Source organism: Kitasatospora sp. HPM-01-4 (assembly GCF_051374625.1).
Taxonomy (GTDB): domain Bacteria; phylum Actinomycetota; class Actinomycetes; order Streptomycetales; family Streptomycetaceae; genus Kitasatospora.
The window spans coordinates 3,230,708-3,253,006 of record NZ_JBPQGP010000005.1 but is presented as its reverse complement, the minus strand read 5'-3'; the positions used below and the strand labels follow the sequence as shown (position 1 = coordinate 3,253,006).

The 22,299-nt window shown below is 73.8% G+C and carries 18 protein-coding genes; 14 read left to right on the top strand and 4 right to left on the bottom strand.

Translation table 11 applies throughout. The features are described from left to right. Window positions 1-99: 99 nt before the first annotated feature. The 5 genes from ACSMTC_RS13810 to ACSMTC_RS13790 all read left to right on the top strand — a co-directional run bounded on the left by ACSMTC_RS13810 (window position 100) and on the right by ACSMTC_RS13790 (window position 9,808). On the top strand, window positions 100-2,691 hold the full coding sequence (locus ACSMTC_RS13810) for a phosphatidylglycerol lysyltransferase domain-containing protein (RefSeq protein WP_436559986.1): 2,592 nt from the start codon (window positions 100-102) through the stop codon (window positions 2,689-2,691). Between the two features lie 205 nt (window positions 2,692-2,896). Next, the gene (locus ACSMTC_RS13805) at window positions 2,897-3,454 is read left to right on the top strand and encodes a class F sortase (RefSeq protein WP_436564677.1); all 558 of its coding nucleotides are present in this window, start codon (window positions 2,897-2,899) and stop codon (window positions 3,452-3,454) included. A 96-nt stretch (window positions 3,455-3,550) separates the two neighbouring features. Beyond that, window positions 3,551-4,882 (top strand): alpha/beta hydrolase, encoded by a 1,332-nt coding sequence (locus ACSMTC_RS13800; RefSeq protein ID WP_436559985.1) that lies wholly within the window; start codon window positions 3,551-3,553, stop codon window positions 4,880-4,882. Then, entirely contained in the window at window positions 4,879-7,422 is a 2,544-nt protein-coding gene (locus ACSMTC_RS13795) for a bifunctional lysylphosphatidylglycerol flippase/synthetase MprF (protein ID WP_436559984.1), read from the top strand. Before ACSMTC_RS13800 ends, ACSMTC_RS13795 begins: the two co-directional genes overlap by 4 nt. A 565-nt stretch (window positions 7,423-7,987) precedes the next feature. Beyond that, window positions 7,988-9,808 (top strand): DEAD/DEAH box helicase, encoded by a 1,821-nt coding sequence (locus ACSMTC_RS13790; protein ID WP_436559983.1) that lies wholly within the window; start codon window positions 7,988-7,990, stop codon window positions 9,806-9,808. Between the two features lie 18 nt (window positions 9,809-9,826). On the opposite strand, the gene ACSMTC_RS13785 is transcribed toward ACSMTC_RS13790, so the two are convergent. After that, window positions 9,827-10,291, bottom strand: a complete 465-nt coding sequence (locus ACSMTC_RS13785) for an SsgA family sporulation/cell division regulator (RefSeq protein ID WP_436559982.1) — start codon at window positions 10,289-10,291, stop codon at window positions 9,827-9,829. 186 nt (window positions 10,292-10,477) lie between these two features. Between ACSMTC_RS13785 and ACSMTC_RS13780 the strand changes: the two genes are divergently transcribed. The 4 genes from ACSMTC_RS13780 (at window position 10,478) to ACSMTC_RS13765 (ending at window position 14,181) form a co-directional block, all read left to right on the top strand. Then, the gene (locus ACSMTC_RS13780; protein WP_436559981.1) at window positions 10,478-11,359 is read left to right on the top strand and encodes a sensor histidine kinase; all 882 of its coding nucleotides are present in this window, start codon (window positions 10,478-10,480) and stop codon (window positions 11,357-11,359) included. A gap of 105 nt (window positions 11,360-11,464) precedes the next feature. Continuing rightward, window positions 11,465-12,118 carry a response regulator gene (locus ACSMTC_RS13775; RefSeq protein WP_436559980.1) on the top strand — a complete coding sequence of 218 codons (654 nt, stop codon included), beginning with the start codon at window positions 11,465-11,467 and terminating at the stop codon, window positions 12,116-12,118. A 358-nt stretch (window positions 12,119-12,476) separates the two neighbouring features. Further along, window positions 12,477-13,127 carry an IclR family transcriptional regulator gene (locus ACSMTC_RS13770; protein ID WP_436559979.1) on the top strand — a complete coding sequence of 217 codons (651 nt, stop codon included), beginning with the start codon at window positions 12,477-12,479 and terminating at the stop codon, window positions 13,125-13,127. Window positions 13,128-13,374: 247 nt separating this feature from the next. Then, complete coding sequence (locus tag ACSMTC_RS13765; protein ID WP_436559978.1) at window positions 13,375-14,181, top strand: hypothetical protein; 807 nt, start codon at window positions 13,375-13,377, stop codon at window positions 14,179-14,181. A 55-nt stretch (window positions 14,182-14,236) separates the two neighbouring features. Here the strand turns inward: ACSMTC_RS13765 and ACSMTC_RS13760 are convergent, their stop codons facing one another. Continuing rightward, entirely contained in the window at window positions 14,237-14,719 is a 483-nt protein-coding gene (locus tag ACSMTC_RS13760) for an Lrp/AsnC family transcriptional regulator (protein WP_436559977.1), read from the bottom strand. A gap of 193 nt (window positions 14,720-14,912) precedes the next feature. On the opposite strand from ACSMTC_RS13760, the gene ACSMTC_RS13755 reads away from it, so the two are divergent. Then, window positions 14,913-15,428, top strand: a complete 516-nt coding sequence (locus tag ACSMTC_RS13755) for a VOC family protein (protein ID WP_436559976.1) — start codon at window positions 14,913-14,915, stop codon at window positions 15,426-15,428. A gap of 15 nt (window positions 15,429-15,443) precedes the next feature. On the opposite strand, the gene ACSMTC_RS13750 is transcribed toward ACSMTC_RS13755, so the two are convergent. After that, window positions 15,444-16,046: a hypothetical protein gene (locus ACSMTC_RS13750; protein WP_436559975.1), complete on the bottom strand. Its 603-nt coding sequence runs from the start codon at window positions 16,044-16,046 to the stop codon at window positions 15,444-15,446. Window positions 16,047-16,179: 133 nt separating this feature from the next. Between ACSMTC_RS13750 and ACSMTC_RS13745 the strand changes: the two genes are divergently transcribed. From ACSMTC_RS13745 to ACSMTC_RS13730, 4 genes are all read left to right on the top strand, one after another. Then, entirely contained in the window at window positions 16,180-16,875 is a 696-nt protein-coding gene (locus tag ACSMTC_RS13745; protein ID WP_436559974.1) for a response regulator transcription factor, read from the top strand. Between the two features lie 83 nt (window positions 16,876-16,958). Beyond that, window positions 16,959-18,326, top strand: coding sequence for a sensor histidine kinase (locus ACSMTC_RS13740; RefSeq protein ID WP_436564676.1), 1,368 nt, complete (start codon window positions 16,959-16,961; stop codon window positions 18,324-18,326). Between the two features lie 162 nt (window positions 18,327-18,488). Continuing rightward, window positions 18,489-20,027, top strand: coding sequence for a cellulose binding domain-containing protein (locus ACSMTC_RS13735; protein ID WP_436559973.1), 1,539 nt, complete (start codon window positions 18,489-18,491; stop codon window positions 20,025-20,027). 119 nt (window positions 20,028-20,146) lie between these two features. Then, window positions 20,147-21,559, top strand: coding sequence for a glycosyltransferase 87 family protein (locus tag ACSMTC_RS13730; protein WP_436559972.1), 1,413 nt, complete (start codon window positions 20,147-20,149; stop codon window positions 21,557-21,559). A gap of 218 nt (window positions 21,560-21,777) precedes the next feature. Here ACSMTC_RS13730 and ACSMTC_RS13725 read toward each other — a convergent pair whose 3' ends face one another. After that, window positions 21,778-22,194 carry an SsgA family sporulation/cell division regulator gene (locus ACSMTC_RS13725; protein ID WP_436559971.1) on the bottom strand — a complete coding sequence of 139 codons (417 nt, stop codon included), beginning with the start codon at window positions 22,192-22,194 and terminating at the stop codon, window positions 21,778-21,780. Window positions 22,195-22,299 lie beyond the last annotated feature (105 nt).

Sequence of the window (22,299 nt, the reverse complement as noted above, 5' to 3'; positions counted from 1 at the left end):
GGCCGGGGTACGGCGGCCCATAGGATCGGTGGCCCCTGAAACCGCGGGCCGCCCGAGCGCGGCGGCCCGTGTCCACTACGGCCCGGAGGTGCGCCCGTCATGTGGCAGTCGGTACTCGACGCTTACCGGGAACGGATCGTCGAGGCCGGTCGTCAGCCGCTCTTCCTGCTGCTGCTCGGGCTGATCGGCTCGTTCCTGTTCATCCGCTTCAGCGTCCGGATGATCCGGCGCGGCACCAGCTGGTGGCCGGGCAACGTCACCCCGGGCGGGCTGCACATCCACCATGTGGTGTTCGGCCAGGCGCTGATGCTGGTCTGCGGGGTCGGCGCCTTCACCATCCGGGGCGAGGGCGGGGTGCCGCGCGAGGTGATGGCGACCGGTTTCGGGATCGGCTGCGGGCTGGTCCTGGACGAGTTCGCCCTGGTGCTGCACCTGGAGGACGTCTACTGGAGCGAGCAGGGCCGCAAGTCGGTGGACGCGGTGATCATCGCGGTGGCGATGATCGGGCTGCTGCTGTTCGGGGCGCTGCCGCTGGGCGGGTTCTCCGGGCACCTGACCGCCGGACAGCTGGCGCTGGCCGCGCTGGTGCTGCTGCTGGTGGTGGTCAGCCTGTTCAAGGGCAAGATCTTCACCGGTCTGCTCGGGGTGATGGTCTGGCCGCTGGCTCTGGTCGGGGCCGTGCGGCTGGCCAGGCCGCGCAGCCCGTGGGCCCGCTGGCGCTACCGCTCGCGGCCCAAGCGGATGGCGCGCGCCGAGCGCCGCGACGCCCGGATCCACCAGCGCCTGGAGGGGGTCAAGCTCTCCTTCTACAACGTGCTGGCCGGCGCGCCCGACGTGGTCACCGGCCGGCAGCCGGAACCGGTCGCCGCACCGGAACCCGCCGCCCCGTACGTCCCGGAGCCCGCCGCCCCGCCCGCGCCGGGGCCGGTGCCCGCCTGGCGCGGGCGCTGCGTCGCCTTCGCCGAGTGGTACCTGCGGATCGCGGCCCTGCTCAACCTGGTGACCGGGCTGATCGCGCCGTTCCGCAACCGGGTGCACCGGGCCGACACCGGCGAGTTCTTCACCCCGGTGCTGATGACCGCCGGGTTCACCGCCGCCCTGTTCGCCGGGCTGCTCGCGCTGATGCTGCGCCGCCGCAAGCGGGCCGCCTGGATCGTCGCCACCACCGTGGTCGCCGGGTACACGGCGCTGATCGCGCTCGCCCTGGCCGTCGCACCCGAGGACCGCTCGCACCCCTTCAACTGGGGCTCGGCCGCCCTCACCACCGCCGTGCTGGCCGCCCTGCTGCTCGGACGCCCGGCCTGCCGGGTGCGCGGTGAGCGGGGCAACCTGGTGCTCGGGCTCGGCGTCCTGCTGGCCGGCGGGGCCGCCGTCACCGCGATCGGCGCCGCGCTGGTCCGGCTCGGCTACGCCGGGGCCGCGCCCGGCTGGCGCGACAGCGCGGTCTACGTCCTGTTCCGGCTGGTCACCCTCTCCGGGGTCGTCGAGTACTCCGACCTGGACGTGCCCGGCTGGGTCGCGCTGACCGTCAACGTCCTCGGCGCGGCGCTGCTGCTGCTCACCGTCCGGGTCTTCTTCCGCTCCCCGCGCAGCCGGGTGCACCTGGAGCCCGAGGACGAGCGGCGGCTGCGGGTCCTGCTGGAGCGGCACGGTGCCCGGGACTCGCTCGGGTACTTCGCGCTGCGCCGGGACAAGTCGGTCTGCTGGTCGCCCTCGGGCAAGGCGGCCGTGCTCTACCGGGTGGTCAACGGCGTCGCGCTGGCCTCCGGCGACCCGGTCGGCGATCCGGAGGCCTGGCCGCAGGCGATCGCGCGATGGCGCGAGGAGGTCCGCGACCACGCCTGGGTGCCCGCGGTGACCGGCGCGGGCGAGCGGGCGGGAATCGTCTACCGGCGGGAGGCGGGCCTGCGGGCGCTGGAGTTCGGCGACGAGGCGGTGGTCGAGACGGCGGGCTTCACCCTGGCCGGGAACTCCATGGGCCCGCTCAGACAGGCCCGTCAGCGGGTGGCCGAAGCCGGCTACCGGGCGGTGATCCGCCGCCACCGGGACATCCCGCCCGAGGAGCTCACGGCCCTCGCCCGGCTCGCCGACGCCTGGCGGCACGGCCGGAGCGAGCGCGGCTTCTCGATGGCGCTCGGCCGCCTCGCCGACCCGGCCGACGGCGACTGCCTGCTGATCGAGTGCCGGGACGAGCACGACCGCACCAACGCCCTGCTCAGCTTCGTGCCCTGGGGTGCGCACGGCCTCTCGCTGGACCTGATGCGCCGTGACCGGGAGGCCGACGACGGGCTGGTGGAGTTCATGGTCGCCGAGCTGCTGACCCGCGCCGCGGCGGGCGAGCTGCCCGTCACCCGGGTCTCGCTGAACTTCGCGGTGTTCCGGTACGTCTTCGAGTACGGCGCCCGGATCGGTGCGGGACCGGTGCTGCGGCTCTCCCGCACCGTGCTGCGCTTCCTCTCCCGCTGGTGGCAGCTGGAGTCGCCCTACCGTGCGAACGCCAGGTACCAGCCGGTCTGGGAGCCGCGTTTCCTGCTGTACGAGAAGTCCTCCGAGCTGCCCGCGATCGCGCTGGCCAACGCCCTGGCCGAGGGGTTCCTGACCCGGCCCCGGCTGCGCCGTTCGGCGGGCGAGGGGCGGGAGTCGCTCGCCCGCTCGGCGCAGGGCGTTCCCAACGACCCGGCCGGCTCCTGATCGGCTTGCTGACCTGCGCTCATCGACCCGGACCCAGCCGAACGGCGGGCCCGGATTCCGACCCGTTGCGGATGTCCCGCGCCGACGCGGGCGTTTGACTTGGACCGGCGGATCGACGAAGGAGCGGGGAGTGGGCGCGCAGGCGGGTAGAAGCCCCTGGCCGGGGACGCTGGTGACGGGTGCCGCGCTGGTACTCGGTGCCTGGATGATCCACGGCGGCGGTGCTCTGCACCTCCCCCCGCTGCCCGGTATCTCCCAGGGCCTCGGCGGTGTCACCTCGCCCGCGCTGCTGGTCCCGCCCCGCCCCCGGGCCGTCCCGACCAGGATCCGGATCCCGTCGATCCAGGTGGACGCGCCCGTCACCGGCCTCGGCCTGGACTCCGCCGGGCGCCTGCAGGCTCCCCCGGACAGCCGGCGCGACCTGACGGGCTGGTACCGCGACGGTGTCACCCCGGGCCAGCGCGGAACGGCGATCGTGGCCGGCCACGTCGACACCCACGAGGGGCCCGCCGTCTTCTACCGCCTCGGCACCCTGCGCAAGGGGGACCAGGTGGAGATCACGGGCGCGGACGGGGGCACCGGCTTCTTCGTCGTGGACGCCGCCGAGGTGTACCCCAAGGACGACTTCCCGGACGAGAAGGTCTACGGTCCGGCCCGGGACTCGCAGCTGAGACTGATCACCTGCGGCGGCGGTTTCACCTCGTCCAACGGGTACGACGCAAATGTCGTTGTGTTCGCGCACCTGGTCCGTAGCCTGTCCTAGTCGACCGGCAGCGGCCGCCGGTCGCATCACCCGAGCGTCATCCGATCGCACGTCGGCTGATCCAGTATCAGCCGACTCGACCATGCAAGGAGCATGATGAGCAGCCGGCCGCTGGCGGCGCCGAACCCGCTCGACTGGCCGCTGACCCATGGCGCGGTCCTGTTCGCCGTCATGGCGCTCGGCGTCGTGGCCCTGATGGGCCTCGCGGTGCCGGGCGGGCGGCACTGGTGGAGCCGCCGCCTCCCGTGCTCCGTGGTGCTGGCGGCCGCGCTCACCGCGCTGCTGCAGATCGTCGTGGACGACTGGTGGCAGCCCTTCCCGGAGGAGCTGCCGCTCCAGGTGACCGCCTGGATCGGGGTCGGCATCCTCGCCCTGGTCCTCGCCGTGGCGCGGCTGCTCCCGCCGGCGCCCGGACGCCGGCGCGTGCGGCTGGGCGTGGTGCTCGCCACGGTACTGGTGCTGCTGATGTCCTCCGACCAGGTCAACGGCTTCTTCGAGCAGTACCCGAGCACCCGGGTGCTGCTGGACTCCTGGTTCGGCCGGGCCCATCCGCTGGCCGCCGCCCCGGTGTCCGACACCCTCGCCGCCCCGCCCGGCGAGGCGCTCGCCGAGGTCTGGCACCGCCCCGCCGACCTGCCCGTCAAGGGCACCGTCTCCAGCGCGCCGATCCCCGGGGCGAAGTCCGGGTTCAAGGCCCGCGACGCGTTCGTGTACCTGCCGCCCGCCTACCAGGCCGCACCGCGCCCCCTGCTGCCCGTCCTGGTGCTGATGGCCGGTCAGCCCGGCACACCCTCCGACTGGGTCAACTCCGGCCGGCTCGCCGAACTGCTGGACTCCTTCGCCGGCCGGCACGACGGGCTGGCACCGATCGTGCTGGTCGTCGACCAGATCGGCTCGGCCTGGGGCAACCCGCTGTGCATGGACTCCAGGATCGCCAAGTCGCAGACCTACCTCGCCGAGGACGTCCCCGACTGGATCCGCACCCATCTGCAGACCGCCACCGGCCGCGGCTCCCTCGCGATCGGCGGGATGTCCCTCGGCGGCACCTGCTCGCTGCAGCTCGCCGTCAACGCACCCCAGGTCTACGGCGCCTTCCTGGACATCTCCGGCCAGCAGGAGCCGACGCTGGGCAGTCACGGCAAGACCGTCAAGGCGACCTTCGGCGGCGACGAGGCCGCGTTCGAGGCGGTCGACCCGATGCACCTGATGGCCAGCAGGAGGTTCCCCGAGACCGCCGGCGCCTTCGTGGTCGGCGAGGCCGACCGGAAGTACGGGCCGCAGCAGCGCCGGGTCTACGCCGCCGCCGTCGAGGCCGGGATGAAGGCCACCTTCACCGCCGTGCCCGGCGGCCACGACTGGAAGGCCTTCCAGGGCGGGCTGGACCAGAACCTCCCTTGGCTCTCCCGGCAGCTGGGACTGATCCGGTGAGCGCGGCCGCCGTGGAACCCGTCACCAGGACGCCCGAGGCCGAGCCGGGCGGGCGGCGCGGGGCGCGGGTGCTCGGCGCGGCCGTCGCCCGGATGCGCGCCGCGCCGCTCACCACCACGCTGCTGGTCGCCCTGTGGGCCGTCGGCTGGGCCACCGGCAGCATCGGCAGAGGCCCCTCGGAGCGGCTGCTCGGCCATGTCGGGGTGGGCCTCGCCAGTCTGACGGACGCCCACTGGTGGGCGCTGCCCGCCTCGCTGCTGTGGTGCTCGGGCATCGGCGCGTACGTGGCGACCACCTTGATCCTGCTGGTGATCGGCCCCGCCACCGAGCAGCGGCTCGGCACCCCGCTGACCGCCGCCGTGCTGCTGGCCGGACAGGTGGGCGGCGCGCTGCTGGGCACCGGTGCGGTCCGCCTGGGCATGAGCGCCGACATCGGCTGGACCCTGGACATCCAGGACCAGTTGGCGATCGGACCGATGACCGGTCTGGTCGCCGTCGCCGCCGTGCTCGCGCACCGGCTCACCGTGCTCTGGCGCCGCCGGCTGCGGCTGGTGCTGCTGCTGGTCCCGCTGGTGATGATGCTCTACGTCGGGAACCTGCAGAGCGTGCAGCGGATGGCCGGGGTGCTGGTGGGCCTCGGCCTGGGCGCGCTGATGCACCGCCGGCTGCCCGCCCGGCCGCAGCGGGTCTCGCGCACCGAGACCCGGGTGCTGGTCGCGCTCTGCCTGGCCGCCACCGCGCTCGGTCCGCTGGTCGCCTCGCTCTACTCCGACGCCATCGGCCCGTTCAACACCCTCGGCGACCTGTACTTCTCGCACGCCACCACGGCCCGGGACGTGGTCGCCGCCTGCCAGGAGACCGCCGCGGAGTGCGCCCGCGCGCACTCGATGCAGCGCTTCTTCGGCTCCCCGGGCCGGCTGATGGCCGCCCTGGTCCCGGTCCTGCTGATGGTGCTCGCCGAGGGGCTGCGCCGGGGGCTGCGGGCGGCCTGGTGGATCACCGCGGTGACCGAGCTGCTCTGGATCGGGGTGCTGGGCCGGCTGCTGGTCCTCAACTACGGCTACTACGCGGTCACCGACGGCGTGGCGTACCTGTACGAGCTGATCGGCGAGGCGGTGCTGCTGCCCGTCCTGATGCTGGCGCTGCTGCTGGCCACCCGCCGGCGCTTCGACCAGCGGCTGTCGCGCCGGGACCTGCGCAGGCTGGCCGGGGTGATCGGCGGGGCACTGCTGCTCAGCGGCGGCGCGTACGTCGGGATCGGCTGGCTGGTCAGGAGGCAGTACGAGCCGACCGCCACCCTGGGGAAGCTGGGCGCGGGTCTGCTCGCCGAGCTGCTGCCGCCCTCGTACAGCGACCTGCTGCCCGGCTCGCCGATCGCGGCCGGCGGGGCGGCGCAGACGCTGGAGATCTACTGCGGGCTGCTGTTCTGGACCGTCGCGCTCACCTCGCTGCTGCTGGCCTTCCGCCGCCCGGTGGTGCCCGTGGACGACGGGGACGCGGCCCGCGCCCGGGAGCTGCTCACCCGGTACGGCGGCTCCACGCTCTCCTACATAGCCACCTGGGAGGGCAACCACTACTGGTTCGACCGGGACGGCACGGCGGCCGTCCCGTACCGGGTGATCGCGACGGTGGCGCTCACCACCGGTGACCCGTTCGGCGAACCGGAGGCCCGGCGCCGGGCGGTGGCCGGGTTCGCCAGGTACTGCGACACCCGGGGCTGGACGCCCTGCTTCTACAGCGTCACCCCCGACACCGCCGCCGCGGCCGAGGAACTGGGCTGGCGCTCGCTCCAGGTCGCCGAGGACACCGTGATCCCGCTGCCCGGCCTGGCCTTCACCGGCAAGAAGTGGCAGGACGTCCGCACCTCGCTCAACAAGGCGGCCAAGCAGGGCGTCACCGCCGAGTGGTGGCGCTACCGGGACCTGCCGCTCGCCCTCACCGACCAGATACGGTCGATCTCCGAGGAGTGGGCCTCCGACAAGGGCCTGCCCGAGATGGGCTTCACCCTCGGCGGACTGGCGGAGCTGGCCGACCCGGAGGTGCGGCTGCTGATCGCGGTGGACGGCGACCGCACCGTGCACGGGCTCACCAGCTGGATGCCGGTCTACGAGAACGGCGAACCGGTCGGCTGGACGCTGGACTTCATGCGCCGCCGCACCGAGGCCCGGGAGCCGGCCGCCCATCGGTCCTTCCGGGGCGTGATGGAGTTCCTGATCGCCTCCGCCGCGCTCGGCTTCAAGGAGGAGGGCGCCCGCTTCGTCAGCCTCTCCGGCGCCCCGCTGGCCCGCGCCGACCGGGGGGAGCAGCCCACCGCGCTGCAGCGGATGCTCGACTGGATGGGCGGGGTGCTCGAACCGGTGTACGGCTTCCGCTCGCTGCTCGCCTTCAAGGCCAAGTTCCAGCCCGAGTACCGGCCGATGTACATGGCCTATCCCGACCCGGCGGCGCTGGCCAGCATCACCCGGGCGATCGGCAAGGCGTACCTGCCGCATCTGACGCCCGCGCAGGGGGTGCGGCTGATGCGGAGGCTCTCGTCCTGACCCCGTCCGTGGGGCGAATCCGCCGAACGGCGGGGTGACCTGCGGGTTCGCTTCGCGCACAATGGTCATTGGTCTGGACCAGTAGGGTCCGGGCCGGCCCCGGCGGTGGCCGCTCACGCCGGGAGCCGACGCCGCCCGGGGCTGCGTGGGGCGCCCCGGGCGGCGGATGCGCCGCATCGGTGCCGGGGGGTGCGCCGGGGGAGTCCGGCCGGGGTGTGGCCGGGGGGACGGCGGCCGCCGGGTGGCCTCGGATTGGCGTGATCCGTGTCACGCGCGGGTGTTCGTCCGCCGCCGTGTCCCGCCCCGTTTCGGGTGGGGCGCAAGAGGTGAGCCGGGCCGGTTTGGCCAGGTCGGCGGGTGGTGCCGCCGGGGTGGCCGAGGGGGTCCGCGGAGGGGGTCGCGCGCGGGGTGCGAGGGGTTCGCGCCGCGGCTCGGAGGGTGGGGAGTACCGGTAGGCTGGGCGGGTTGTCCGCTCGCCGACCAACTGCGGGGCGGGGCCGCGATTACGGCCCTGACCTGCAACGATCCCCCTTCGGAGACCGTGAGTACTGCCGCCGCTTCAGCCATGGCCCCGCTGTTCTCGGACGCCGAACCGCACGCTCCCGTCCGGGCAGCCGCAGCTCCCTCGCCCCACCTGTCCCCGGCCTTCCCCGGCCGTGCCCCCTGGGGCACCGCCGGCAAGCTCCGGGCCTGGCAGCAGGGAGCGCTGGACAAGTACATCGAGAAGCAGCCCCGCGACTTCCTGGCCGTCGCGACCCCGGGCGCAGGCAAGACCACCTTCGCGCTCACCCTGGCGTCGTACCTGCTGCACAACCACCTGGTGCAGCAGGTCACCGTCGTCGCCCCGACCGAACACCTGAAGAAGCAGTGGGCCGAGGCCGCCGCCCGGATCGGCATCAAGCTGGACCCGGCCTACTCCTCGGGTCCGCTGTCCAAGGAGTACGACGGCATCGTCGTCACCTACGCGGGCGTCGGGGTCAACCCGATGCTGCACCGCAACCGGACCGAGGCCCGCAAGACCCTCGTGATCATGGACGAGATCCACCACGCCGGTGACTCAAAGTCCTGGGGCGAGGCCTGCTCCGAGGCCTTCGAGCCCGCCACCCGCCGTCTCGCGCTGACCGGTACGCCGTTCCGCTCGGACACCAACCCGATCCCGTTCGTCCAGTACGAGGCGGGCGGTGACGGCATCCGCAAGTCTGTCGCCGACTACACCTACGGCTACGGGCACGCGCTCGCCGACCACGTCGTCCGCCCGGTGATCTTCCTCTCCTACAGCGGCAACATGCGCTGGCGCACCAAGTCCGGTGACGAGCTGGAGGCCCGGCTCGGCGAGCCGATGACCAAGGACCTGATCGCCCAGGCCTGGCGCACCGCGCTCTCCCCGCAGGGCGAGTGGATCCCCGCCGTGCTGCAGGCGGCCGACCGCCGGCTCACCGAGGTGCGCAAGGCGATCCCGGACGCCGGCGGCCTGGTGATCGCCACCGACCAGAACGTGGCCCGCGCCTACGCCAAGATGCTGCGGGAGATCACCGGCGAGAAGGTGACCCTGGTCCTCTCCGACGAGGCCGAGGCCTCCAAGCGGATCTCCGACTACTCCGCGGGCGACTCCCGCTGGATGGTCGCGGTCCGGATGGTGTCCGAGGGCGTCGACGTGCCCCGGCTCTGCGTCGGGGTGTACGCCACCTCGATCTCCACCCCGCTGTTCTTCGCGCAGGCCGTCGGCCGTTTCGTGCGTGCCCGCAAGCGAGGCGAGACCGCCTCGGTCTTCCTGCCGACCATCCCGATGCTGCTGGGCTTCGCCAACGAGATGGAGCTCCAGCGCGACCACGTGCTCGACCGGCCCAAGAAGGAGGGCGAGGGCCTCTTCGACGAGGAGGACCGCCTGCTCGCCGAGGCCAACCAGGCCAAGGACGGCCCGGACACGGCCGGCGGCGAGGAGTTCAGCTATGAGGCGCTGGGCTCGGACGCGGTCTTCGACCGGGTGCTCTACAACGCCATGGAATTCGGCATGCAGGCGCACCCGGGCAGCGAGGAGGAGGAGGACTACCTCGGCATCCCCGGCCTGCTGGAGCCCGACCAGGTGCACATGCTGCTGCAGAAGCGCCAGCACCGGCAGATCCAGCGCAGCAAGGCCAGGCCCGCCGAGGAGGCCGACCTGCTCGAACTCCCCGCCGAGGAACGCCCGGTGGTGACCCACCAGGAGTTGCGCGAGCTGCGCAAGGAGCTGAACACGCTGGTCGCCGCCTGGCACCACCGCACCAGCCAGCCGCACGGCACCATCCACAACGAGCTGCGCCGCCAGTGCGGCGGCCCGCTCACCGCGCAGGCCACCGCCAACCAGCTCAAGGCCCGGATCGCCAAGATCCGGGAGTGGGCCAAGTAGCCGGGGCGCCAAGGGCGTTCAGCCTTCGCCAGCCGGGGACCGGAGCAGCAGCTCCAGTCCCCGGTTCAGCCGGTCCTCGCTGAACTCGGCGCCGAACGGCACCAGTTGGGCGGTGCACAGCAGTGCGGCGTGCAGCGCGTCCGTCTCGGTCAGCAGAATCGCCGATCCGGCGGCCGAGTGCAGGTGGAGCTCCACCAGTCCGCCGCGTGCCGGTCGGACGTGCACATCGCCGGTGCCGCTCGGCGCGCTGAGCCCGGCCAGCAGCAGTTCGCGGGAGACGGCCCAGGTCACCGGGGTGTCGCCGGGCACCGGGAAGGTGAGGTGGACGGCCACCGGATCGCCCGTGTGGTAGTCGAACGCCACCTGGAGCGGGAAGCGGGGGCCGAGCGGGCTCTCCAGGTCCATCGCGAGCAGGGTGTGCAGGTGCCGCCGGGCCGGGGGCCCCAACGGTGAGAGCTCTTCCGGTTGCTCGCGAAAACGCATATCGTCCCTCGTCGTCGGATGTTTCCCGGCCGACCGGTTTGTTCGGCGCGGCCCTGCGACCAGACTCCCTCCTTGGTCGGACAGCCGCATCCGTCGACCGTCGGGGATGGAAATCGCCAATTGCGGTTGGCGGAAACCGTCAAAACGGCGGTGGTCATCGGTGGTGGTCGATGGTATGGGGGCCTGGTGCGGCGACTGGCGGGAGTGCTGCTGCCCGGACTGGCCGGTGCCGCCGTCCTGGCCGCCGGCCGGCGGCTGTACCGAGGCCGGGCCGCCGGGCCGAGGGCCGACCCGATCGAACTCGCCCGTGAGCAGGGCAGGCTGGCCGAGCGCGAGCGGATCGCCCAGGACACCCACGACACCGTCGTCCAGGGACTCGCCGCGATCACCCTGCTGGTCCGCGCCGCCGACCAGGCGCTGCCGCCTGGGGAGCCCGGACTCGAACGGGCCAGGGAGCGGCTGGCGGCGGTGCACGACACCGCGCTGCTGACCCTCGGTCAGGCGCAGGACCTGACCTGCGGGGTGGCCCTGGCCCAGCTGGGCACCGGCGGACTCGTCCCGGCGCTGACCCGGTACGTGGCGCTGTGCCGGCGCAACCTGGAGAGCATGCGCGGACTGCTGGAACCGGGCCGGGAGCGGCCACCCTGCACCCTGGGCATGCACGCCCCCGAGCTGGAGCTGCGGATCACCGGCACCGCCCGGCGGCTCGGCCTGGTGGCCGAGAGCGCGGCCCTGCGACTGGTCCAGGAGGCGGTCGGCAACGCGGTCCGGCACGCCCGGGCGGACACCGTCACCGTCGAGCTCCGCCATCTGCCCGACCGGGTGCGGTTGGTGGTGCGGGACGACGGCGCCGGGCTGCCACCCGCGGGCCGGCCGCCGGGGGCGGGCCTGGGACTCGCCGGGATCGAGGAGCGGATCGGGCGGCTCGGCGGGCGGCTGACCCTGGACTCGGTGCCGGGCGGCGGCACCACGGTGGCGGTGGAGTTCCGCGACCGGCCGGGGCGCGGCAGCGGCCGGGAGCGCCGGTTCCGCCCGCTCCGGCAGCGGCGCCGGCCTTCCGCCAGGTGATCGACTTCCGCTGGCATACTGGGGCACCGACGAGGCGGTTCGCGTGATCACACCCCTTCGAGCTGAGCAGCGCGGCGCGGCGGCGCCTGGACGGGAGTCGGACTGGTGACCGGAGAGGTCGTCCGCGTGCTGGTGGTCGACGACCACCCGGCGCTGCGGCTCGGGGTCCGGGTGATGCTGGAGGACCAGCCCGACCTGCGGGTGGTCGGCGAGGCCGACGGGGTCGACCAGGCGCTGCGCCTGCTGGCGGACGCGCCCGCCGAGGACGCCCCCGACGTGGTGCTGCTCGACCTCAACCTGGGCGCGGGGCCGCTGCAGGGCGTGGACCTGGTCCAGCGGCTGGCCGGGCTCAAGGACGCGCCGGCCGTCCTGGTCTTCAGCGCGTACAGCGCCACCCAGGAGGTGCTCACGGCGCTGGACGCCGGTGCGACGGGCGTCATCGGCAAGGAGGCCGGGGCCGAGGCGCTGGTGTCCGCGGTCCGCTCGGCGGCCCGCGGCGAGTCGGTACTCGGACCGGCGACGGTCGGACGGCTGCTGCGGCGGATGCGCGGTGCGGTCCCGGTGCTCTCCCGGCGGGAGAGCGAGGTGCTGCGGCTGCTGGTGGAAGGGCTCTCCAACCGGCAGATCTCGGCCCGGCTGTTCATCAGCGAGGCCACCGCGAAGAGCCATCTCACCAACATCTACGCCAAGTTGGGGGTCGAGAGCCGGGGCGCCGCGGTCGCGGTGGCGCTGCGGGAGGGGCTGCTGCGGGTCGGCTGAGGGCCCCGGGGCGCGTCCGGAGTACGGAGAGGGCGTCGAACTCCCGAGCGATTACGGCATGGGAAATGCCCGGGTGTGTCCCGGCTCGGGGTCCGGTCCGCCCAGAAAATCTCCCGGATTTTGGACAAACCCTTTCCTGGCAGGTTCGCCTTCATTACGTTCTGCCCAACGCTCGCTCAACGGTCCACCCACCGAAGGCGGGCGCGGCACGGTCGCGCGCTCGTCGATGACGCCGGCGCGCCGCTCAAGCGCGGACACACTCCTGCGCGCAGCACCTCCACCGTCCCTCCCGGCGCTCCGTCCGGCGCTCCGGTCCCGCCGGGTGCCGCCGGTCACCGGCGCAGAAAGGAATGTGCGCGTGACCACCGAGACCTCCCAGACACTGGACCGCGGCGTAAGGGTCCTCAAACTCCTGGCCGACTCCGAACGCGGGCTGACCGTCACCGAGCTGGCCGTCCGGCTCGCGGTCAACCGGACCGTGGTCTACCGGCTGCTGGCCACCCTGGAACAGCACGGCCTGGTCCGCCGGGACATCGGCGGGCGGGCCAGGGTCGGCCTCGGCGTGCTCAGGCTCGCCCACCGGGTCCACCCGCTGCTGCGCGAGGCCGCCCTGCCCGCGCTGCGCAGCCTGGCCGAGGACCTGGGAGCCACCGCCCACCTCACCCTGGTGGACGGCAGCGAGGCACTGGCCGTCGCGGTGGTCGAACCCAGCTGGACGGACTTCCACGTCGCGTACCGGACCGGCCTGCGGCACCCGCTGACCGAGAGCGCGGCCGGGCGGGCGATCCTGGAGGCGCGTACCTTCCCGGGGCAGCGCCGGCCCGAGCAGGGATTCGTCGTCACCCGGGCGGACGAGCAGTCCGGTGCGAGCGGGGCGGCCGCCGCACTGCTGGGACTGAGCGGGATCGAGGGCAGCGTCGGCGTGGTGATGCTCAGCGGACCGGTGCCCGAACGGGTCGGCCCCCGGGTGGTGGAGGCGGCGACGGAGGTCGCGGACGCCCTGCGCTGAGCCGCCCGCCCGCAGCGGAGCCGCCCCGCCGGTGCGGCCGGCCGAGCGGGCGGCGGCACCGGGAACCGCGCCGGGCGGAAGACGGTCCGCGAAGCCCGGCCGGTCGCACCGGCAGGGCCCCGACGGGGAGGCGCACCGCGGCCGTCGCGGGCACGGGCGGCCCCGGAGCCTTCCGGAACGCGCGGTTCCCCCATCCCGGGGGCTCACCCGTCTGCGGGAAGGGGGACGGGTGTGTTTGGATGCCTGTGTGCCTGATGTGAAGCCGCGTGCGGCGCTGACCGCCCCGAAGACCCGCGCTCTTACTCTCTGCGGCGTGCTGGTCGGCGCGCTGGTGGGGACGGCCGCCTTCGCGCCGCTGCCGTTCACCGTGACCGTGCCCGGCACCACCGCGGACGTGCTCGGCACGTTCCAGGACCGGCCGGTGCTGAGCATCACCGGAGCGCCCATCCGTGCCACCGAGGGCCAGCTGCGGATGGTGACCATCACGGCGACCGGCGCGGGCGAGCGGATCAGCCTCCGGGAGGCACTCAGTTCCTGGCTGAACCCCAAGGAGGCGGTGCTGCCGTCCGAGGCGGTCTACCCGCAGCAGAACCCGGTCAAGGCCAACCAGGCGACCCTGCAGCAGATGGCGGAGTCCCAGGACAGCGCGACCCTCGCCGCCCTGGGCTACCTCCACCTGTCGCCGGAGAAGGTCAAGGTCAAGGTGGACCTCGGCGACATCGGCGGCCCGAGCGCCGGCCAGCTGCTCGCGCTCGGGATCATCGACAAGCTGGCCGGTGACGGCCACGGCGGCGACCTGTCCGGCGGCAAGGTGGTCTCGGGCACCGGGACCATCGACGACCAGGGCAACGTCGGCGCGGTCGGCGGTGTGCCGCTGAAGACCCAGGCCGCGGCCCGGGACGGCGCCACGGTGTTCCTGCTGCCGACGGCCGAGTGCTCGGACGCCAAGGTGAACACCCCCTCCGGCCTGAGGCTGGTCCCGGTCAAGACGCTGTCCGGCGCGGTGGACGCCCTGAAGGCGCTGAAGACCGGCGGCGCGGTGCCCAGCTGCTGAGGCACGCTCTGAGGCGCGGGCGGAGGTCTGGGAAGGCGAGCCGCCCGGGGCCCGGCTACTCCCCGGCGGCCTGTTCGACCAGCGGCAGGATCCGGTACGGCACCGGGTTCTCCAGGGCGATCGCGGTGGACGCCCGGACGATCCCCTCGAAGCCGACCACCCGGTCGATCACCCGCTGCAGGTCGCCGTTGGAACGCGCCACGATCCGGACCAGCATGTCCCCCTGCCCGGTGATGGTGTGCAGCTCCAGCACCTCGGGCACCGAGGCCAGGTGCGCCCGGACGTCGACCCCCTGGCCCTGCGAGATCTCCAGTGTGGCGAAGGCCGTCACCGGATAGCCCAGCGCCGCGGGGTCGACCTGCGGGCCGAAACCGCCGATCACCCCGCGCGCCTGCAGCCGGTCGAGCCGCGCCTGGACGGTCCCCCTGGCCACCTGCAGGCGGCGCGAGCACTCCAGCACCCCGATCCGGGGCTCCTCGTTGAGCAGTCTGATCAGCTTTCCGTCGAGCGCGTCGATGGCGTCGTGGGAGGAGTGCACGGCAGGCTCCGTCCGATGGGCAATCTGTCCAGCTGGGACTGCCATTTTCCGGCCCCGCCGGGCAGCTTGACCAGGAGGAATCGGAACAGTTGCATATCGGTGTGATGGGCGCCACGCTCCCTCCACGACTCCGTGGCGCGGGCCCCACACCGCGCCACGGGACGGCGGACGGCCAGTGGACCGGGAGGCGCTCTTGACCGACATCTTCGTCCCGGCCCAGCGGACCGACGCCGTCGTCCTCGCCGTCGGCGACGCCCGCAGGACCGCCCACCACTACTGCCTGGCACTGGCCATGCGGTGCACCGCCTACTCGGGGCCCGAGACCGGAAACCCGGAGACCGCCTCCTACGTCCTGGAGTCCGGCGCCGCCCGCCTCGTGGTCACCGCCGCCGTCCAGCCGCTCACCGACCACGGCCACCGCATCGCCGACCACGTCGCCGCCCACGGCGACACCATCCTCGACCTGGTCATCGAGGTGCCCGACGCCTACGGGGTGTACGACTACGCCGTCGACCGCGGCGCCACCCCCGTCACCGAGCCGTACGAACTCAGCGACCGCTACGGCACGGTGGTGCTCGCCGTCATCGGTACCGACGGGCCCGCCCGGCACATCCTGGTCGAACGCACCGGTTACGCGGGCCTGTTCCTGCCCGGCTACGTGCCGCCGCCCGCCGAGGTCCTGCCGCTGCGCGGCCGGGGCCACGGCTGACGGCGCGCCGAGGGGTCAGCGCACCACGGTCTGGACGTCCGGCGGGTGCCCGTTCCAGGTGACGAACACCGAGTTGACCTTGTCGCCCTGGGAGAAGTCCACCCGCAGCCAGCCGTCCTGGCGCCAGACCTGCATCTGCCAGCCCGGCTCCGGGGCCGCCGAGACCAGGTCCGCCCGGTCCGGCTCCATGTCCAGCGCCACCCGCCCGCCCGGCACCAGGTAGCTGCGCACCGAGGCGTCCGCCGTCCGCGCGCCGCGAGCCGCACCCGGACCGGAGGAGGACGGCGGAGCCTGGGACGTGGACGAGGCCGTCGACGAGGACACGGCCGCGGACGAGACCGCGGCCGCGGATGCCGACGTGGCGGTCGACGCGGACGGCGCGGGCGGGGCGGGCGGGGCGGCGGGGACGGAAGGGCCGGGCGAGGCGGCCCCGGCCGTGGCCGCCGGCGGGCCCGACGGTGCGTCAGCGCTCTGTCCGCTCGGCGAGGGCAGCGCCACCGCCCGCGGCTGTTCGAAGGCGGCGTCCGCCAGGACGGCGTGCACACCGAGCCAGGACAGCGCCACCGCCGCCGATGTGGCCGCCAGCCAGGCGGTGAGTTGTACCAGTCCGTTCCGCATCGCGAGCACATCCTGCCGCATCCCGCCGCCCACCGCCCGGTACCCCTCGAAATCGGGAGCGAACCGGCCCAAATGCCTTGCCCTGACGGCGAGGTGGCGGCCACCGCACCCGAATGGCGTACCGTGCAGGGCCATGGCAACAGTGCTCGTGGTCGAGGACGACCCCTTCGTACGCTCCGCCCTCATCCGGCACCTGGCCGACTCCGGCCACGCCGTCCGCAGTGTCGGCACCGCGCTGGAGGCACTCCGCGAGGTCGCCCAGGTCGGCTGCGACCTGGTCATCCTCGACCTCGGCCTGCCGGACCTGGACGGCGGCGAGGCGCTGAAGATGATCCGCGGGCTCACCGACGTACCCGTGATCATCTCCACCGCTCGCGACGACGAGGCCGAGATCGTCCGGCTGCTCAACGACGGTGCCGACGACTACCTCGTCAAACCGTTCTCCGTCGAGCACCTGACGGCCCGGATGTCCGCCGTGCTGCGCCGGTTCGGCGGCGGCCGCGCGCTGGTGGCGCAGATCCTGAGGGTCGGCGGGCTGACCGTGGACGTCCAGCGCCGCGAGGCCGTACTCGACGGGCGCCCGCTCGACCTCACCCGCCGCGAGTTCGACCTGCTCGCCTTCCTGGCCGCCAGGCCCGGCGTGGTGGTCCCGCGCAAGGAGATCCTGGCCGAGGTCTGGCGCCAGACGTACGGCGGCGACCAGACCATCGACGTCCACCTCTCCTGGCTGCGCCGCAAACTCGGCGAGACCGCGTCCAAGCCGCGCTACCTGCACACCGTGCGCGGCGTCGGCGTCCGGCTCGAGGCACCGTCAGGGGAACCCACGTGACACCGGACGGCGGCGACCGGGACACGCGCGGCGGGCACTCGCTTCGCTGGGCACTGATCAAGGCGGCCGTCGCCGGGACCACCATGGTCGCCCTCGCCTTCCTGATCCCGCTCGGCCTGATGGTCCAGCAGACCGCCAGGGACCGGGCGTTCACCTCCGCCGAGCGCCAGGCCGCCGCACTCGCCCCCGCGCTGGCCATCACCACCGACCAGGACGCCATCGCCCGCGCCCTTGCCAGCACCGACGCCGGAGCCCGCGAGCGGGTGGCGGTCCACCTGCCCACCGCGGACGGCGCGGACGCCGTGGTCGGCACCGCGCGGGCCGGCGCCCCCGCCGTCTCCACCGCCGCCGGCCGGGCCGACCCTCCGGGCCGGGACTCGGACAGCGCCCCGGCCCGCTCCTACACCGTCCGGGTCACCGGGGGCTTCGCGCTGCTCCAGGCCGTCGCGGTGGAGGGCGGCCGGATCGCGGTGGTCGAGGTGTACGTCGCCGACGGCGACCTCACCCGGGGCGTCGGCACCGCCTGGCTGGTGCTCTCCCTGGTCGCCCTCGCCCTGGTCGCGATCTCCGTCCTGGTCGCCGACCGGATGGGCGCCCGGATCGTCGCCTCCGCCCGCCGGCTCGCCGCCGCGGCCCGTTCCCTGGGCGGCGGAAACCTCGCGGTGCGCGTCCCCGTCGAGGGCGACCGAGCCGACGGCACCCCCCGGGAGCTGCGCGACGCCGCCAACGCCTTCAACGCCATGGCCGACCGGGTCGTCCACCTGCTCGCCGCCGAACGCGAACTCGCCGCCGACCTCTCGCACCGGCTGCGCACCCCGCTCACCGTGCTCCGCCTCAACGCCGCCGGGCTCGGCGAGGGCGACGCCGCCGACGCCACCCGGCACGCGGTGGCCCAACTGGAACGCGAGGTCGACCAGATCATCCGCTCGGCGCGGCGCGCGCCCGACGACGTACCCGCGGTCGCGGTCGGCTGCGACGCCGCCGAGGTGATCCGGGAGCGGGTCGGCTTCTGGTCCGCGCTCGCCGAGGACGAAGGCCGCAGCTGGCAGCTGGCCGGGGCCGAGGGGGCGGCGCCCGTACCCGTCCAGCGCGGCGACCTCGCCGCCGCCGTGGACGCGCTGCTCGGCAACGTGTTCCGGCACACCGCGGTCGGCACCGCCTTCGCGGTGGACGTCCTGGCGACCGAAGCCGCTGTCCTCGTCCTGGTCGGGGACGCCGGACCGGGATTCGCCGACCCGGTCGCCGCCCTCCGCCGGGGCGGGGGCCAGGGCGGCGAGGGCTCCACCGGCCTCGGGCTCGACATCGTCCGCAAGCTCGCCGAGGGCACCGGCGGCGACCTCGCCCTGGGCCGCTCGGCCGTGCTCGGCGGCGCCGAACTGTGCCTGCGCCTGCGCACCCACCCGGACGGCGGTCCGCCACGGGCCGTCCGCCGCCGCCGCGGCCGCTCCTGACGGACCTTCGGCCCCGGTGGCCGCCCGGTTCCTCAAGCGCGCCCTAACGGAGGCTCTGGGATGGCTGATATCAGCCGGTCGGGTGTGCGAGCGCCGCTAGCGTCGGCGGGGCCGGGGCCGGGGAGCCCCGGCGACCGGTCGTTCCAGGGAGGTACACGGGATATGGCGTCGCAGCGGAGCCTGAGTTCAGGCAGTCACCGGCGGAGTCGGAAGGGAAGGGTGATCGGGGCGGCGGCGCTCGCCGCCGTGGTCGTCGTGGGCGGTGCCACAGCGTTCGCCTCCTCCGCGAGCGCGGCTTCGGTCGGCGCCGTCTACAGCAGGAGCAGCACCTGGGAAAGCGGCTACACCGGCGGGTACCTGGTGACCAACCCGGGTGGCAAGGCGATCGAGGACTGGACGCTCAGCTTCGACCTGCCGTCCGGGGCGAAGATCGACTCGCTCTGGAACGCCACCTTCACCGCCTCCGGGCAGCACATCACCGTGAAGCCGCAGTCGTGGAACAGGCGGATCGACCCCGGCACGACGGTCGAGGTGGGATTCGTCGTCCAGGGCTCCGGCGCGGCGCAGGCCGAGCCGACCGGCTGTCTGATCAACAACACCTCGTGCACCGCGGGCACTGGTCCGACCCCGGTGCCCTCCGGCCGCCCGACCTCCACCACCCCGACCCCGAGCGCCACTCCGATCCCGAGCGCCACTCCGACCACCGCGAAACCGACCCCGACACACCCAACGCCGACCCCGACACACCCGACGCCGACCCCGACACACCCGATACCGGTGAGCGGTGCCCGCTTCGCCCCGTACGTGGACACCTCGCTCTACCCGCCCTACGACCTGGTCGCCACCGCCAAGGCGAGTGGGGTGAAGAACTTCAACCTCGCCTTCCTGGTCTCCGGCGGCGGCTGCACCCCCAAGTGGGGCGGGGTCAGCGACCTGTCGGCCGACGCCGTGGCCGCGCAGATCGGCGCGCTGCGCGGGATCGGCGGCGACGTCCGGGTCTCCTTCGGCGGCGCCAACGGCAGCGAGCTCGCCACCGTCTGCTCCTCGTCGGCCGAGCTGGCCGCCGCGTACCAGCGGGCCGTGGACGCGTACGGGCTCACCAAGCTGGACTTCGACATCGAGGGCGGCGCGCTCGCCGACACCGCCGCCAACACGCGCCGCGCGCAGGCCATCGCCCAGCTGCAGCGGAACGCCGCCGCCAAGGGCCGCACCCTGGACGTCTCCTTCACACTGCCCGTGCTGCCCAGCGGCCTGACCCAGGACGGCATCGACCTGGTGGCCGACGCGAAGCGCAGCGGGGTCGCGATCAGTGCCGTCGACATCATGGCGATGGACTACGGCGACGGCGTCGCCCCCAACCCGAACGGGCAGATGGGCAAGTACGCGATCGCCGCAGCCACCGCCACCCAGGCGCAGGTCAAGAGCGTGCTCGGCCTGGACGACGGCGCCGCCTGGGCGAAGGTCGCGGTCACCCCGATGATCGGCGTCAACGACGTCTCCACCGAGGTGTTCACGGTCGCCGACGCCAGGCAGCTCGCCGACTTCGCCACGACCAAGCACCTGGCCTGGCTCTCGATGTGGTCCGGTACCCGTGACAAGGCGTGCCCGGGCGGCGCGCAGCCGTACGCCGACGCGAGCTGCAGCAGCATCGTCCAGCAACCGCTGGACTTCACCCGGGCCCTCGGCGGATACACCGGCTGAGTCCGGCTCCCGCCCGTCCTCCGGCCGTAGGTGGTCGTGGGCGCCACGAAAGAGCTCGGGGCACCCACGGCCGCGTCAGGTAGTGTCGCTAGCCGGTTGACCGGAGGACGGAGCGGAACGTGACAGCGGTACAGGAGCAGCAGTGGGTGCCCCAGCGGCAGCCCGGCCGGAACGGCTCTGCCCCGCCGGAACGACCGCGTACCCGTACCGTCCGTGCCGCCCTCGCCGCGCCCGTCGTCGCCCTGCGCGAGGCCCCGCGGCGAGCGCTGGTCAGGGCGGGCGGGGTGGCGCTGTTCTCGCTGCTCGCGTACGCGATCGTCCGGCACTTCGTCGGCACCTCGATGGTGGACATGATCGTCTACCGGGCCGAGGGTTCCGCCGTCGCCCACGGCCAGGACCTGTACGCGCTGCGGGTCACCAAGTGGAACCTGCCCGCGACCTATCCGCCGTTCGCCGCGATGCTCTTCGTCCCGACCGCCTACCTGGGCGTCGGTCTGCTGCGGGTCGCGGTCACCTGCGGCAACCTGGTGCTGCTCGCACTGCTCGCGCACCTCTCCTTCAAACTGGCCGGCTGGCCGCGCCGTGAGCTGCGGCCGATCGGCATCGTCCTGGTCACCGGCCTCGGGGTCTGGCTGGAGCCGGTCTTCACCAACCTGCGCTACGGGCAGATCAACCTGGCGCTCGCCTGCCTGATCCTCTGGGACCTGACCCGCCCCGACCAGCGCCGCAGCAAGGGCGTGGCCATCGGCATCGCCGCCGGGATCAAGCTCACCCCCGGCCTGTTCGCGGTCTACCTGCTGATCACCGGCCGGATCAGGGCCGCCTTCGTGGCCGGCCTCACCTTCCTCGGCACCTTCGCGATCGGCGCCGCCGTCCTGCCCGACGCCACCTACGGGTTCTGGACCAAGTACCTCTACGACTCCTCCCGGGTCGGCAAGACCGAGATCGTCGACAACCAGTCGCTGCGCGGGGCCGTCGCCCGGCTGATGCACACCGCCGACCCCGGCACCACCGCCACCGTGATCGCCGGCCTGACCGGACTCGCCGGACTGGCCATCGCCGCCTGGGCCTACCGCAGCGACCGCTGGCTGCCCCGCTCCGAGGCCTGGGGGGTGTGCACCGCCGCCGTCACCGCGGTCCTCGTCTCGCCGATCAGCTGGACCCACCACTGGGTGTGGTGCGTCCCGATGCTGGTGCTGCTCGCCGCGGAGGCGGCGCACGAACGGTCCCGGCCGGCCGCGATCCGGCGGACCCGCTGGCGGTGGATCTTCGGAGCGACGCTCTTCGGCTTCCTCTCCTTCGCGATGTGGATCATCCCGCACAAGGGCGACCGCGACCGGCTCATGCCGTACGTGTTCCAGCTCCCGGCCGACGTCTACCCGCTGCTCGGGCTCGGGTTCCTGGCGGTGTCCGCGCTGCGCGTGCGCTCCCGCCGGCGGGCGGCCGGAGCACCGCTGGTGCGGGTGCCGCTGCAGCGGGCCGACAGCGCGCCGGCGCGCCAGCCGGTCGGCGCGGCCGCGGACGGGCGCTAGGCGCGCGGCCGGCCCGGCGAGGCCAGGGGCGCGAGGCGCCGCCCGGGCAGCCGCGCACCTTCGGACGTCCGGCTCCCCGCGCCCGGGCCGGTCGACCGCGTGCACGAGAACCCCGCATCCTCGTGGAGGTCTCTCGGCTCCCCGCGCCCCGGTGGCTTTCAGCGGACCCCCCGCGGCCCGCTGAAGCCCCCGGGGGCGCGCGTACGCTCGACGGCGGTTCACGCGAGCAACTCGGCGAGGGAGTTGTCAAGGTCGAGCGCCGAGAGTTCGGCGCCCGGCGGGACCAGCCGGTGCGCCCGCTCCAGCCAGGCCGCCACGGTCGGGAGGGGGGCCTCCAGCAGCGCGTCCCCCGCCGGGGAGCTCAGCGCCATGCACAGCACGCTCTGCCGGCCCGACCGCGCGGGCCAGACCCGGACATCGCCGTGCCCACAGGCCCTGAAGGTGCCCTCGACCAGCAGCTCACGGGCGAACACCCAGGTCACGGGCGCGCAGCTGTCCAGGTGGAAGGTGATGTGCACGGCGAACGGGTCGTGAGCGCTGTACGACAGCCGGGCGGGGACCGGGATGCTCTGCTCCGGGGAGAGCACCAGGCTGAGCTCGAGCTCCTGCTCGACGACGGTGGTGTAGCTGTCCATGACCGGGTTCCTCTCGTCTCCGCGGGGCTGCGTTCGAGCCCCTTCACCGGGAGAGAGCACGGCGGATGAAAGGTCTTACACACTTTTCGCGGAAAACCCGGGATT